Origin of the sequence: Enterobacter sp. CCUG 70166 (assembly GCF_020224095.1) — a bacterium.
Lineage (GTDB): Bacteria > Pseudomonadota > Gammaproteobacteria > Enterobacterales > Enterobacteriaceae > Enterobacter > Enterobacter intestinihominis.
Genome location: NZ_NRIQ01000017.1, coordinates 37,514 through 52,206 on the forward strand (window position 1 = coordinate 37,514; position 14,693 = coordinate 52,206).

General features: G+C 55.3%; 9 protein-coding genes and 1 pseudogene. 6 read left to right on the forward strand and 4 right to left on the reverse strand.

Annotation, left to right across the window (positions count from 1 at the left end; translation table 11 throughout):
- Positions 1-139 precede the first annotated feature (139 nt).
- Positions 140-1,306, forward strand: coding sequence for a porin OmpC (gene ompC, locus CKK19_RS08365; RefSeq protein ID WP_023300494.1), 1,167 nt, complete (start codon positions 140-142; stop codon positions 1,304-1,306).
- 55 nt (positions 1,307-1,361) lie between these two features.
- Here the strand turns inward: ompC and CKK19_RS08370 are convergent, their stop codons facing one another.
- Entirely contained in the window at positions 1,362-2,225 is an 864-nt protein-coding gene (locus CKK19_RS08370; RefSeq protein WP_023300495.1) for an N-acetylmuramic acid 6-phosphate etherase, read from the reverse strand.
- A 153-nt stretch (positions 2,226-2,378) separates the two neighbouring features.
- On the opposite strand from CKK19_RS08370, the gene CKK19_RS08375 reads away from it, so the two are divergent.
- Positions 2,379-3,995: a sensor histidine kinase gene (locus CKK19_RS08375; RefSeq protein WP_032624010.1), complete on the forward strand. Its 1,617-nt coding sequence runs from the start codon at positions 2,379-2,381 to the stop codon at positions 3,993-3,995.
- Positions 3,992-4,711, forward strand: a complete 720-nt coding sequence (gene dcuR / locus CKK19_RS08380) for a two-component system response regulator DcuR (RefSeq protein WP_063853261.1) — start codon at positions 3,992-3,994, stop codon at positions 4,709-4,711. The genes CKK19_RS08375 and dcuR overlap by 4 nt, the downstream gene beginning before the upstream one ends.
- On the opposite strand, the gene CKK19_RS08385 is transcribed toward dcuR, so the two are convergent.
- Together CKK19_RS08385 and CKK19_RS08390 are read right to left on the reverse strand one after the other, a co-directional pair.
- Entirely contained in the window at positions 4,692-5,654 is a 963-nt protein-coding gene (locus tag CKK19_RS08385; RefSeq protein WP_063853262.1) for an FAD:protein FMN transferase, read from the reverse strand. The two genes, dcuR and CKK19_RS08385, sit on opposite strands and share 20 nt — an antisense overlap.
- A 58-nt stretch (positions 5,655-5,712) precedes the next feature.
- Entirely contained in the window at positions 5,713-8,493 is a 2,781-nt protein-coding gene (locus tag CKK19_RS08390) for a flavocytochrome c (RefSeq protein WP_063853263.1), read from the reverse strand.
- Positions 8,494-9,099: 606 nt separating this feature from the next.
- Here CKK19_RS08390 and CKK19_RS08395 point away from each other — a divergent pair.
- Positions 9,100-10,608 carry an anion permease gene (locus CKK19_RS08395; protein ID WP_022648571.1) on the forward strand — a complete coding sequence of 503 codons (1,509 nt, stop codon included), beginning with the start codon at positions 9,100-9,102 and terminating at the stop codon, positions 10,606-10,608.
- 52 nt (positions 10,609-10,660) lie between these two features.
- Positions 10,661-12,310 (forward strand): annotated as a pseudogene (gene fumA / locus CKK19_RS08400) (class I fumarate hydratase FumA).
- Here fumA and CKK19_RS08405 read toward each other — a convergent pair.
- Complete coding sequence (locus CKK19_RS08405) at positions 12,299-13,204, reverse strand: LysR family transcriptional regulator (RefSeq protein WP_063853265.1); 906 nt, start codon at positions 13,202-13,204, stop codon at positions 12,299-12,301. The pseudogene fumA and the gene CKK19_RS08405 sit on opposite strands and share 12 nt — an antisense overlap.
- Positions 13,205-13,299: 95 nt before the next feature.
- On the opposite strand from CKK19_RS08405, the gene CKK19_RS08410 reads away from it, so the two are divergent.
- Positions 13,300-14,595 carry a serine hydrolase domain-containing protein gene (locus CKK19_RS08410; RefSeq protein ID WP_063849654.1) on the forward strand — a complete coding sequence of 432 codons (1,296 nt, stop codon included), beginning with the start codon at positions 13,300-13,302 and terminating at the stop codon, positions 14,593-14,595.
- Positions 14,596-14,693 lie beyond the last annotated feature (98 nt).

The following is a 14,693-nucleotide window of genomic DNA, read 5'->3' on the forward strand; positions in this document are numbered from 1 at the left end:
AAATATTTTGTAATATTTTTACCAGTTTAATTACATTTATTTTTGAACCTAAATAATAATCCATAGAATAGTATCAGCCATGTAGTTACGGAGGGTAATTACATATATTCAGACAATTTATATTTAAAGGGAATATATAATGAAAAGAAAAGTTCTGGCAATTCTCGTACCCGCGTTATTAATGGCTGGCGCAGCAAATGCGGCGGAAATGTATAACAAAGACGGCAACAAAGTTGACCTGTACGGTAAAGTTGATGCACGTCATACCTTCTCCGACAACCCAGGCGACGACGGCGATGAAACCTATGTCCAGATTGGTTTCAAAGGCGAAACACAAATTAATAACGATCTTATTGGTTACGGCCAGTGGGAATATAAAACCTACGCTAACGATACCGAAGGCGCAGGCGACACCTCTTTTAACCGTCTGGCCTTTGCTGGCCTGAAATACGGCGAATATGGCTCATTCGATTACGGCCGTAATTACGGCGTCGTGTATGACGTTGAAGCCTGGACCGATATGCTGCCAGTATTTGGTGGCGACTCCTATACCTGGACCGACAACTATATGGTTGGCCGTACTAACGGTGTGGCGACCTACCGTAATAATGACTTCTTCGGTCTGGTTAACGGCCTGAACTTTGCACTGCAATATCAGGGTGCTAATGAAGGCGCTAACGCAAACGAAAATCAGGAAGGCACCAAAAACGGCCATGATGATGTTCGTTTCCAGAACGGCGACGGCTTCGGTATGTCAACTACCTATGACTTCGATTTCGGTCTGTCGCTGGGTGCCGCTTATTCATCGTCTGACCGTACCAACGACCAGGTTGCTTACGGCGCAGGTACCTATAATCGCTTCAGCAAATATGCTGGCGGTGAACGTGCGGAAGCGTGGACAATCGGTGCAAAATACGATGCGAATGATGTCTACCTGGCAATGATGTATGCGGAAACCCGCAACATGACTCCGTACGGCAACGATGGCATCGCCAACAAAACTCAGAACTTTGAAGCCGTAGCGCAGTACCAGTTTGACTTCGGTCTGCGTCCATCCCTGGCGTGGGTCTATTCAAAAGGCATCGATTTGGGTGGTAACGATTATCATCCAGGCAATGGTTATGACTATGTAGACCAGGATCTGGTTAACTACATCGACGTGGGCATGACCTACAGCTTCAACAAGAACTTCTCCACCTACGTTGATTATAAAATCAACCTGCTGGACGAAGATGATGCCTTCTACAGTGACAACGGTATTGCAACCGATGACATCGTTGGCATCGGTATGATCTACCAGTTCTGATCCCCATAAATAGCAAAGCCCGCAACGCGGGCTTTTTTTATTTGACGCTGAAATATTACGGCGCTTCCTGCAAGGCCAGGCGAACAAACCCGTTATTCTGTGCCAGTAATTCATGCGCTTTCCAGGCATCCATACCCGTCAGCACCATAAGCACCGCCGTTTTACACTGATGGTTACAGCTTTCCAGCGCCGCCTTCGCCTGCGCCCGGGAGCATCCCCCCGCTTCCATTACAATGGCAATTTGTCGCTCGGCCCATCTGGTATTGCTTGCCTCCAGATCAACACGCAGGTTGCTGTACACCCGTCCTGTCCGTATCGCCAGACCGGTGGTGACCATATGCATTATCATGCTTTGCGCAATGCCCGCTTTGGCGTTGGTATACCCGGCAACCACATCCGCGCCCAGATCGGGGGCAATAACCATGCTCGCCAGCTGCGCCGCTTCACTTTGCGCATCCTCCGTAATGAGCGCGACCGTTGAGCCCAGAGACCACGCATGACGCATCGCGCCCCAAACCCATGGCGTTTTGCCGCTGACGGACAGCGCCAGCATCATGTCGTGCTCGCCGAATTTTATCGTCTGAAGGTCGGCAACGCCGCGCGCGTAGCTTCCGGCGTTATCGCCTGCTGTCATCGCAATGACCGGATGTTTTCCCGGCGCGAACGCTTCTGCCGCCTGCTTCGCCACGCCTCCGGACGCGCCTGCGCCGATCAGCACCAGACGTCCGCCGTGACTAAGCGTCGCCGCCGCGTTATCCACCACGCGAGCCAGCATACTTAAGTGAGGGGTAAGTGCAGAAGAGATTTGTGCGTCATCCTGGTGTATGACATTAAGCATATCCAGCGTAGATAATCTGTCGATGTTCATCGTGCTGGCATGCCGTCTTTCCCTGGCCGTACCGGTAAGCATAATGCTCATAAACTGCCTCCTTATTATGAGTACCCCCACACTATAAAGTGTTTTATACAGGTCACATGAGAGAAGGCTCACGAAACGCCTCTCTTTACATGGCTTTATGAAATGCCCGTCATCAGCGATAATTAGCCCTTTCTTTTTCATCGCGGAGTGTTAATGAGCGATTTGCAGCCCTTCCCCCCGACGCGCAAGCGCCCTATGAAGCTGAATACGCTGGTTACGCTGATGGTGTGCGCCATTATCGGTTCTGTGCTGCTGGTGGTCTTCGCGCTGTACTCTGTGCAGATCACCCGTGCCACGCGCGATGACGTGAAAGATACTGCGCTGGGTATCGCCCGAACGCTGGCCGACAGCCCGGAGATCAAGCGTGGCCTGATGGAATCGCCGCAGGCCGGCATCATCCAGCCGATTGCCCAGGCGGTGACGAAGCGCAACGACCTGCTGTTTACCGTGGTTACCGACCTGCGTGGGATCCGCTATTCTCATCCAAACGAAGCGCTGTTAGGTTTGCATTTTATTGGCGACGATCTGACGCCCGCCCTCGAAGGGAAAGAGAATGTCTCCGTGAACCGCGGCGCACTCGCGGAAGCACTGCGCGTTTTTACGCCCGTTTATGACGATCGGCACGACCAGATCGGCGTGGTCGTGGTGGGTATTTCGCTGAATAAAGTTGAAGATCAGATTGCCCGCGGTCGGCTCAATGCCGTGTGGACCATCTTATTCAGCGTTCTGATGAGCTCAGTGGCGATATGGGGTCTGGTCCGGGTTCTGAAACGTATTCTCTTCGGGCTGGAGCCTTACGAGATCTCCGCCCTCTTTGAGCAGCGCCAGGCCATGTTGCAGTCCCTGCGCGAAGGCGTGATGGCTGTTGATATGCACGGGCGCGTGACGATGATTAACCACACCGCCAGAGAAATTTTGCTCCTGAGCTCGGGTGAGCACTCCGAGAGCAGCGGCGAACCATTGCTGGTCAGCCTGCGGGAAGTGGCGAAAACCGGCATTGCTCGTCAGGATCAGGAGATCGGCTGTAACGGACGGCTACTGCTGTGCAACATGGTCCCCGTGAAAAGCCAGAATCAGGTCATCGGGGCAATCAGCACCTTCCGCGATAAGACCGAAATCAGCCAGTTAATGCAGCGTATCGATGGTATGGTCAACTATGTTGATGCCCTGCGCTCACATACGCATGAGTTTATGAACAAGCTACACGTGATCCTCGGCCTGCTGCACATGAAGCGCTACGATAAGCTGGAAGAGTACATCATCCAGACCGCACAGAATTATCAGACGGATATCGGCGCGATACAGCGCAAGGTTAAATCGCCGGTCATTGCGGGTTTCCTGCTGGGTAAAATCAACCGCGCCAAAGAGGCGGGAGTGACCCTGACGCTGGCCGAGGAGAGTCAGCTTCCTGACACCAGCAATGAAGAGCAGGTTGCGGTTCTGATCACCGTGCTGGGCAATTTAATCGAAAATGCCCTGGATGCGATGGAAGGTCAGCCGGAAGGCGAGATCGGCCTGCTGCTGCATTATCAGAACGGCTGGCTGAGCGGTGAGGTCAGCGATGACGGTCCCGGCATTGATCCCGAGCGGCTGGAGGCTATTTTTACGAAGGGCTACTCAACAAAAGGTGAAAACCGTGGCGTTGGGCTGTTCCTTGCACGTCAGCAGATCCAGAACCTGGGCGGAGATATTACCGTCGAGTCGGAGCCTGGCGTATTTACCCAATTTTTTGTTCAGATCCCCTGGGATAGCGAGAGGAATATCGCGTGATAAATGTATTAATTGTCGATGATGACGCCATGGTAGCCGACCTCAACCGTCTGTATGTTAACCGCGTTGAGGGTTTTAACTGCTGCGGCGTCGCTTCCACGCTCAACCAGGCCGAAGCATTGATCGCAAACCCAGGCCAGCCGATCGATCTGGTGCTGCTGGATGTCTATATGCAGCAGGATAACGGGCTGGATCTATTGCCCATCATCCGGGCATCGGGCCGCCCGATTGACGTTATCATGATTTCGTCAGCCTCCGACGCCGCAACGATCCAGACGTCGATGCACTATGGCGTGGTGGATTACCTGATTAAACCGTTCCAGTTCCCGCGTTTTGAAGAGGCGCTGAACGGCTGGAAGGCAAAGCGCAGTCTGATGGGCTCGCATCAGTATTATGAACAGGCCGACGTCGACAAGCTGATTCACGGCGGCGCGCCGGAGCTGGCCGACAGCAAAAAATTACCGAAAGGCTTAACGCCGCAGACGCTGCGCACCATTTGCCAGTGGATCGACAGCCATCCGGAGATAGAATTTTCCACCGACGATCTGGCGAATGCGGTCAACATTTCCCGCGTCTCCTGCCGCAAATACCTGATCTGGCTGGCGCAAATCAATATCCTGTTCACCAGCATTCACTACGGCGCCACCGGTCGACCGGTATATCGCTACCGTTTGCAGCCGGAACAGGTCGGCCTGCTCAAACAGTACTGCCAGTAATTCGGTAGCTGTCGTCCAGAAGGGTAAAACGGAAGTGGTGCATCGAGGAGATCACCACTTCTTTTGTTTTGGTGACAAAAATGGCTTCAATATCGGGGCGCGAACGCAGCGCGGCGCAGCCCTTTTCCACACCCATGCCGTAGATCAGCGTGGTCCAGATATCGCCGTCGAGGGAATCCTGCGAAATAATCGTCACGCTGTCCAGTTCGTTATCCAGCGGGTAGCCGGTGCGCGGGTCAAGTATGTGGTGATAACGTTTGCCGTTCTGCTCGAAATAGCGCTCATAGGTGCCTGACGTTACCACCGACCGGTTCTCTACCGTCATAGCGCCAATCAGCGCGTCACCGGCGAACGGTTTTTTCAGGCCGACGCGCCAGCCGCCCTCCGGCGAGCCTAACGTCTGAACGTTGCCGCCAAGGTTGATCAGCCCAAGTTCAACGCCCTCTTTATGCAGGTGATCCCGCACCCTGTCGGCGATATAACCTTTGGCGATAGCCCCCAGATCGATCTCCATTCCCTGGCGTGTAAGAAACACGCTGCTGTTGGCGTCATCCAGTACCACGTTCGCAGGATCCGTGATACTCAGCAAGGCGGCGATCTCGTCCGCGGGCGGTACAGCGTCCCCCTTAAAGCCAATTTTCCAGCGTTTGACCAGCGGACCTATCGCCAGGTTGAACGCACTGTCTGTAGACAGGCTGGCCGCTTTCGCGCAGCGGATCAGGTCAAACACCGGGCGACTGACGACAACCGGATGCTGACCGGCAGCATGGTTGACATCCATCACCTGCGAATCCGCACGGTTGACGGTGAGGAGATCTTCGTACTGTTTGATCAGGCGAAACACGCGGGACGCGAGGGCTTCGTCATGGGAGAAGAGTTTCAGGAGGATGGGCGAGCCCATCAGAACGGCGTTGTAGCTGTAAACGCGATGGCTATCAGGCATTGCATAAGTCCTCAGATGTAGCCCCGGCAAGCACCGCGCCGCCGGGGAAACAGGAGCCTTACCGTGTTTTCGAACGCATAGCCGCCTGATGTCCGGCAAGCGTACCAAAAATAATGATATCTGCCACCGCATTACCACCGATGCGGTTACCGCCGTGGATACCCCCGACAACCTCACCCGCAGCAAACGCTCCCGGCAATACGTTGTGGTTGCTGTCCAGCACGCAGGTTTCTGTATTGATGGTCACACCGCCCATGGTGTGGTGCACGCCCGGCGCAATCTGAATGGCATAGAACGGCCCTTCGTTGATAGGCGCACGCAGCGCGGTGGTGCGGCCAAAATCATCGTCATGCTGTTTTTCCACAAAGCCGTTGTAGCGTTCCAGCGTTGCCAGGAACTGGTGGTGATCCATCCCCAGCGCTTCCGCCAGGGCTTTTGGCGAGCTGGCGCTGGTGACAAACCCTTTCGCGATGTACTCATCCGCGGCTTTGTTTTTGGCGCGAACATGCTCGTCAAAGACGATGTAAGCGTATTTCTCCGGCAGCGCGATGATTTGCGCCGAGACTTTGTCGCGGGTCGACATTTCGTTATAGAAGCGGTTGCCCTGCTGGTTTACCAGAATCGCCCCGCCGCCGCGGATGGATTCGGAAATCAGGTACGACGTTTTCTGCTCAACGGTTGGGTGGATCTGGATTTCGCCCATATCGACGGTGCCTGCGCCAATACGCTCCAGCAGTGCGATACCGCCGCCGGTTGCGCCTTTGTGGTTAGTCGTCACGAACCCTTCCAGGTCCGGACGGTATTTCACCACCATCTGGCTGTTGGCGCTGAAGCCGCCCGTCGCGACAATTACGCTTTTGGTTGCCACGGTGAGGGTTTCGTTCTCTTCGGTGGTCAGACGCACGCCGGTCACTTCGCCGTTTTCGAAGATGATGTCGCTCACGGAGGTATCCTGCATCACCTCGATGTTGCGTTTGTTGACATTGCGCACCAGGCCGCTAATCAGATATCCGCCCACCGCGGAACCGTCTTTCGGACGGTGCGTACGGTCGATGCTCATCCCGCCGGTGGTGGTGATGTCGTTCAGCATAATGCCGCGCGTTGCCAGCCATTCGATGGCCTGCGGCGCGTTCTCGACAAAGCGACGCAGCAGTTCAGGGTTGTTCTTATTGCCACCGCCTTTCAGGCTTTCCTGGTAGAACAGCTCTTTGCTGTCCTGAATGCCCTTCACGCGCTGGAAGCGGGTCTCAGCCGCGTTCATCCCGGCAGAGGCTTTAATGGTGTTCCCGCCAATAGTCGGCATTTTCTCAACGATCAGCACGCTCGCGCCTTCGTCGTGAGCCTGAATCGCCGCCGCCAGACCGGCACCGCCGCTGCCGACCACCACCACGTCCACGCTTTTAGTCTCATTCGGGTCAGCGCCCTCTTCTGCCGCCAGCGCTTTGCTGGATTTGAGCATCGCCTTCGAGACCGCTTTTTTCACCGCCTCGCTCTGGCTGGTTGCGCCGGTGATAGCATCCACGTGCGGGGTATTGGCATCCAGAATACGGGTACGGATCTCTTCGAAGCTGGTGACAAACTCGACGTCTTCACTCGGGCCGGAGGCCAGTTCGATATCGGCGATGCGATCGGTTTCGAGGCTGACGTTAATCACCAGTTCGTTAGCATCGTCCTGCACTTTTTCAATAAAGGTGCCCGGTTTGAATTTAGATTCGCCCATGCTCATGTCGCGGATCATCGCTTCCACCAGCGAGAAGCGCCACAGCGGTTCAGGGATGCTCAGTTCTTCGCGTCGGGTACTGTCCATAAACAGCTCCAGGCTTTCGCCCGCCGCGATGCGATCGGTCCAGTCTGGATAGGCGATGGTGGCGCGACCAACGGCTATCAGGTCGTAACCGTGATCCAGCGCTTCATTCACATCCGTGGCATTCACCACGCCGCCAACGCCCATCACCGGTACCTGCGCCAGCGTGTCAGAGCGCATGGCGCAGTATTTTTCGATTAGTGGCGTCGGGTCCTGAGTATCGACGATAGAAGGACGCAGGGCGGCGCCAAGGGAGAAGTGCAGATAATCCACCCCACGAGCGGCCAGTTTTTCCAGCAGATACAGGGTGTCTTCGAAGCGAATGCCGGGGACTTCCAGCTCTTCCGGTGAGAAGCGGTAGCCAACGATGAACGCGTCGTCCGCATACTGGCGCACCATCTTGTGGGTAATGTCCAGCACCGCCAGCGGGAATTTCGCGCGGTTATCGCGGCTGCCACCCCACTCGTCGTCGCGCTGATTAGAGTTCGGGGAGTAGAACTGCTGGATCAGATAGGTATTCGCCCCGTGGATTTCGACGCCATCGAAGCCGGCCTGAATTGCGCGGCGTACGGCTTCGCCGAACTTGCCGATCATGCCTTCCACTTCCTCTGAAGTCAGAGCAACCGGCGTCGCGGCACCGTCACGCGGCGCGGCAACCGCGCTTGGGCCAACCGGCGTCCGGCCGCCGATCAGTTTTGGGTCGACCATACGGCCGCCGTGGTAAATTTGCAGAAGGGCTTTGGAACCTTTGGACTTAATGGCGTCAGCGATTTTTGCCAGTCCGGCGATTTTTTCGTCGTTATCAATACCAATTGCGCCCGGGAACGCAAGGCCGAGATCGTCAACAAAACAGCATTCAACGATAATGGTGCCGATGCTGCCAGCGCGGGCGCGGTAGTACTCCACCAGCTCGCTGGTCACGGTGCCATCGAAATACCCCGTACAGGTTGTCATCGGGGCCATTAACAAACGGTTTTTCAGTTCAGTACCATTCGGTAATGTGAAGGGGCTTAAAATACGTTCGTTAGTGCTCATAATAGAAACTCCAAACTTTAAAAATTAAGAATTCGTTATCGGTATGGATTTTTTATTTGTGTTTTCGCCGATGTCATGACATTAATATAAAGCTTTTTTTAGTTTCTAAAGCCATTACATTAGTTAATAAACTATTTAATCCCTGCGATAACATTAATAACACATTGGTGTTAGCGTGAATGTTTTATACGTTCACATTAATTTAAAAAAGTTAAATCAACAATGGTAAAACCAATACACCATACACATCAAAAATCCTTTAAAATCAAAACCTAAAACACGTCCCAAATTAATAATGTTATAAAATTGATAAATAAAATGCTTAAAAATAGCGAATAACCACACTACTCAGAGTGGTTATTATAAAAAGTATAAAATTACGTCCTCAATTCTGTTTTTTTGATCGCGATCAATAGTAATGGCATCCAAAGGCGCAATATAAAAACATCATCATTTTTTATTTAGCGCAAACAAAAATGCGTTAAATCGCTATTACTGAAAACACAAAAACGCACCTTAAATAACTAAAAAAAGCAAAACGAATAAAGCATTCGAATTTGTGTTTTCGCTGTACGACGAATTTTTGACAACTTAAGACGTGAAACTATGAAAACAAAAACTGCTGTAACGCCTCCTGCGGCGAATCTGGCATCAAATGGAACAGCAAAACGCCTGCTGATGATGGCCCTGCCCGTCATTGTCGCCGTCCTGCTGTTGTTTGTCCCTGTTCCGGAAGGTCTGCCGCCTTATGCGTGGCACTACTTCGCCATCTTTGTTGGCGTCATCGTCGGGTTGATTTTCGAACCTCTGCCGGGCGCCGTAATCGGCCTCACCGGCGTGGTGGCGATTGCGCTGTGCAGCCAGTGGGTGCTCTTTAGCCCCGAACAGCTGGCTGACCCGAAATTCAAGCTGGCGGGCGCCTCCTTTAAATGGGCGGTGAGCGGGTTTGGTAACTCCACCGTGTGGCTGATCTTCGGTGCCTTTATGTTTGCCGCAGGCTACGACAAAACCCGCTTCGGCCGCCGTCTGGCACTGATTCTGGTGAAGTACCTGGGCCGTCGCAGCCTGACGCTCGGTTACGCCATTACCTTCGCGGACCTGCTGCTGGCCCCGTTCACCCCGTCCAATACCGCGCGCAGCGGTGGGACCATCTACCCGATTATCGCTAACCTGCCGCCGTTGTACGGTTCAAAACCCAACGACCCAAGCGCGCGCAAAATCGGTTCCTATCTGATGTGGGTGGCAATCACCGCGGCTTGTATCACCAGCTCGATGTTCCTTTCCGCTCTGGCACCTAACCTGCTGGCACTGGCGCTGGTGAAAAGCACCGTTGGAATTGATATCTCCTGGGGGACCTGGTTCCTCGCCTTCCTGCCGCTGGGTATCCTGCTGATCCTGACCATGCCGCTGCTGGCCTACTGGTTCTACCCGCCAGAAGTGAAGGTAAACAATGAAGTACCACTGTGGGCGACCCGCGAACTGGAAAAACTGGGCAAACTGTCGCGCAATGAGATCCTGCTGCTGGTATTCGTGTGCTGCGCGCTGCTGATGTGGATCTTCGCCGCGGCGTGGATTGAACCGGCCATGGCTGCCCTGCTGATCGTTGGCCTGATGCTGTGGACCGGCGTGCTGGAGTGGAACGACATCACCGGCAACAAAGCCGCGTGGAATACCTTCGTCTGGTTCGCCACCCTGGTGGCACTGGCGGATGGTCTCTCCTCCACCGGCTTTATCAGCTGGCTGGGTAAAGAAGGCGGCCTGCTAATGAGCGGTATCTCGCCGGGTGTCGCCACCATCGTCCTGCTGCTGGCGTTCTACCTGCTGCACTACCTGTTCGCCAGCACCACCGCGCACACCACGGCGCTGCTGCCTGCGATGCTGACCATCGCCTCCACCATTCCGGGCATGAATATGGAAGTGTTCGTCCTGCTGATGGTGACCTCGCTGGGCGTGATGGGGATCATCACCCCGTACGGTACTGGCCCAAGCCCGATTTACTACGGTAGCGGCTACCTGCCAACCAAAGACTACTGGCGCCTCGGCACTATCTTCGGCGCCATCTTCCTGGCAGCTCTGCTGCTGATTGGTTACCCGTGGATGTCCATGATGTTCTGATTTCTGACCGCCGGACATTTCCTCCGGCGGTTAAATTTTTGTGGAGCAAGCTATGTCAAACAAACCCTTTATCTACCAGAACCCCTTCCCACTCGCGCATGACGACACCGAATATTATCTGCTGACCAAAGAGCACGTTTCCGTTGCCGAGTTCGACGGTCAGGAAGTGCTGAAAGTCGAGCCAGAGGCGTTGACCCTGCTGGCCCAGCAGGCCTTCCACGACGCAGCGTTTATGCTGCGCACCTCTCACCAGTAGCAGGTTGCGGCTATTCTGAGCGACCCGGAAGCCAGCGAGAACGATAAGTACGTTGCCCTGCAATTCCTGCGCAACTCCGAGATTGCGGCGAAAGGCGTGCTGCCCACCTGTCAGGATACCGGCACGGCAATCATTATGGGTAAGAAAGGCCAGCGCGTCTGGACCGGCGGCGGTGACGAAGCCGCGCTGAGCCAGGGCGTGTATAACACCTATATTGAAGACAACCTGCGCTACTCGCAGAATGCGGCGCTGGATATGTATAAAGAGGTGAATACTGGCACCAACCTGCCCGCGCAGATCGACCTCTACAGCGTGAATGGTGACGAGTACAAATTCCTCTGCATGGCGAAAGGCGGCGGTTCCGCCAACAAAACTTATCTGTATCAGGAAACCAAAGCGCTGATCACCCCGGCGAAGCTGAAAAATTATCTGGTTGAGAAGATGCGGACCCTCGGCACCGCGGCCTGCCCGCCTTACCATATCGCCTTCGTTATCGGCGGCACCTCAGCGGAAGGCACGCTGAAAACCGTCAAGCTCGCCTCTGCGCGCTACTACGATAGCCTGCCAACCGAAGGCAATGCGCACGGCCAGGCGTTCCGCGACGTCCAGCTCGAGCAGGAACTGCTTCAGGAAGCGCAAAACCTCGGCCTTGGCGCGCAGTTTGGCGGGAAATACTTCGCCCACGATATTCGCGTGATCCGTCTGCCGCGCCACGGTGCCTCCTGCCCGATCGGCATGGGTGTTTCGTGCTCCGCCGACCGCAACATCAAGGCGAAGATTAACCGCGAGGGGATCTGGATTGAGAAGCTGGAGCACAATCCGGGCCAGTATATTCCTGAATCCCTGCGCCAGCAGGGAGAAGGCGACGTGGTAAGCATTGATCTGAACAAGCCGATGCCCGATATTCTGGCGCAGCTTTCCGCGCACCCGGTCTCCACCCGCCTGTCGCTGAATGGCACCATTATTGTGGCGCGCGACATCGCCCATGCGAAGCTGAAAGAACTGCTCGATAACGGCGAAGCCCTGCCGCAGTACGTCAAAGATCACCCGATTTACTATGCAGGCCCGGCCAAAACGCCAGAAGGCTACGCGTCTGGCTCCTTAGGTCCAACCACCGCCGGGCGTATGGACTCCTACGTGGACTTATTGCAATCCCACGGTGCGAGCATGATCATGCTGGCGAAAGGTAACCGCAGCCAGCAGGTGACGGACGCCTGCCATAAGCACGGCGGCTTCTACCTCGGCAGCATTGGCGGCCCGGCGGCGGTGCTGGCGCAAAACAGCATCAAGAGTCTGGAGTGCGTGGCGTATCCGGAACTGGGAATGGAAGCGATCTGGAAAATTGAAGTGGAGAACTTCCCGGCGTTTATCCTGGTGGATGACAAAGGCAACGATTTCTTCCAGCAGATCCAGAACAAGCAGTGCAAAGGCTGTTCACAGCGCTGAGTCTTTCCACAATGACGGCAGCAGCGACAGCGTTTCATTAATTAACCCGCGCTTGTCGCTGCCCGGTTTCCAGATCGTCACCATCGTTTGACCGATCCCCTGGCTGCCCACTTCGGTGTGCAGCCTTTTTACGTTTTGCCATCGCGCCGCCTGAAGATGCGTCGGCAAAAATCCCCAGCCGCACCCTTTCTCCAGCAGGCCGCGCAGCATCTCCAGTTCGTTAGTGAAAAGCGTGTGCCCTGAAATTTGCAGGCGACGGGCAACCGGCTCGTCTGACGCGGCATGCATAATCACCTGCGGAACCAGAGAGAGATCGAGCAGCGACACCGGCGACGCAACCTCCGCAAAAAGCGTCGTTGCGGCGTAAAAATCCATTTCGATCGCCCCCAGCGCCCGCCACTCCATCTCATTGCCCACGCTGCGGTTGCGCGCCTGGCAGATCCCCAGATCGGCCTGACCGTTCGCCAGCATGGCTTCCGCCTCATCGCGCGATGCGCTGGTCAGGCTCAGGCGGATCTTTTTCGCCGCCAGTGTGGCAATCAGCGCCTGTAAAAAAGCTCTGGGGGTGAACGGATCGTAAACGAGTGCAATGTCCTGCGTGGCGCTGTCCGGCACCGATCGGGCAAACGCCTCAAATGCTTTGACCTGCCGCATCAGCAGGTGCGCCTGCCGCTGAAGCTGCTCCCCCTCCGGCGTCAGGCGCAGGCTGCGCCCCTCCCGCAGGAACAGAGCGTAGCCCAGCCCATCCTCAAGAAAATCGATCAGATCCCGCAAGGTTGTACGATCTTTGCCGAGTTTACTGGCCGCCTTCATCAGGCTGCCGTGCTCAGCGACGGCGGTGAACGCCTCAAGTTGGGCAAAGGAATAGATCAGGGATGCCACGTCATTCTCCACGCGATTTTTCCGGGGGATTTTCCCCCATAACGCGTTTTTTATTATAGGCCGCAGGTTCTTAAACTGAAGTCCTTCCTGAGCCAAACGAGATAAATATGAAAATCAAAACAAACCGCACGCTGCTCGCGGCGCTGGTTGTCAGCAGCCTGCTCTCGCCCGCCGTCATGGCGGCCTGCAACGGTACCGACCTCACGACCTGTCCGACGCCTTTCGATGCCAGACTCCCGGACGCACATACCATGCTCACCTGGAGCCAGGCCGATCGCGTGGTGGGCTTTCGCAATGACTACCGCAACTACGCAGGCGATGTGTTCCGCCACGGCAACGCAACGCCGCTGCTGCCCGCAGAAAAACCGCTCACCGATGCCCGCTATCAGGTGAAGGGTAAGATTTACAATCTTCAGGATTACCTGAAACGCCAGAACGTCAGCGGCATGCTGGTGCTGAAAAATGGCAAAGTGGCCTATAAATACCTGGGAGAAGGCAATACCAACTCAACGCTCTGGACGTCGCGTTCCGTGGGCAAATCGGTGGTTTCCGCGCTGGTGGGCGTTGCGATAAAAGAGGGTAAAATCCACTCACTGGACGACCTCATCACCCAGTACGAACCGGATTTAAAAGGCACCGCCTGGGAGGGCGTAACGCTGAAACAGCTCATCACCCACACCTCGGGCGTGGCGTGGAACGAAGATTACACTAACCCGCAGTCAGACTTCGCCCGGCTTACCGAATGCGAAGCGAAACCGGGCACCTACGACTGCGTGCGCACCCTGGTGAAAGGATTACACCGTGAACACCCGGCGGGTGAAAACTGGTCCTATTCCTCGGGTGGCGCCTGGCTGTTAGGCGATGTGCTTGAGCGTGCCACCGGCATGACGCTCGCGGCGTATCTGGAGAAAAGCATCTGGCAGCCGTACGGCATGGCGAGCGACGGCGTGTGGCATGCCTACAGCAAAGGCCAGCACGACGTGGGTGCGCATGGATTTAACGCCACGCTGGAAGACTGGGGGCGTTTCGGGGAGTTTATACTGCATAACGGTACACTGCCGGACGGAAAGCAGATCCTCCCCGAGGGCTGGGTGAAGCAGTCCTCAGCCTGGACACAGGCCAAAGGATCGGTGTCCGAGGCGCATCCGAAGGGGTTGTACGGCTACCAGTGGTGGAACAACGAAGTGCCGGCCACCGCCACAAACGTGGAGCCGAAAGTCGAAAATTCGCTGAAGGATTCCCTGTGGGCGCTGGGTATTTTTGGTCAGATGATCGTGGTTAATCAGAAAGAAAAACTGGTTATCGTCCAGTGGTCCACCTGGCCGCAGGCAGAGCCGTCATTCAGCGCCCAGCCGCTGGAAGCGTCGCTGATGTTTAGCGCAATTGCCAACGCGCTGCGCTGATAATCCCAAGCCAGGCCCCGCCTGGCTTCTCACCTGCGCGGTGTCACAAAACTGATATATCAGCAACTTAGCGAAATGTGGTAAATAAAAGATCACCG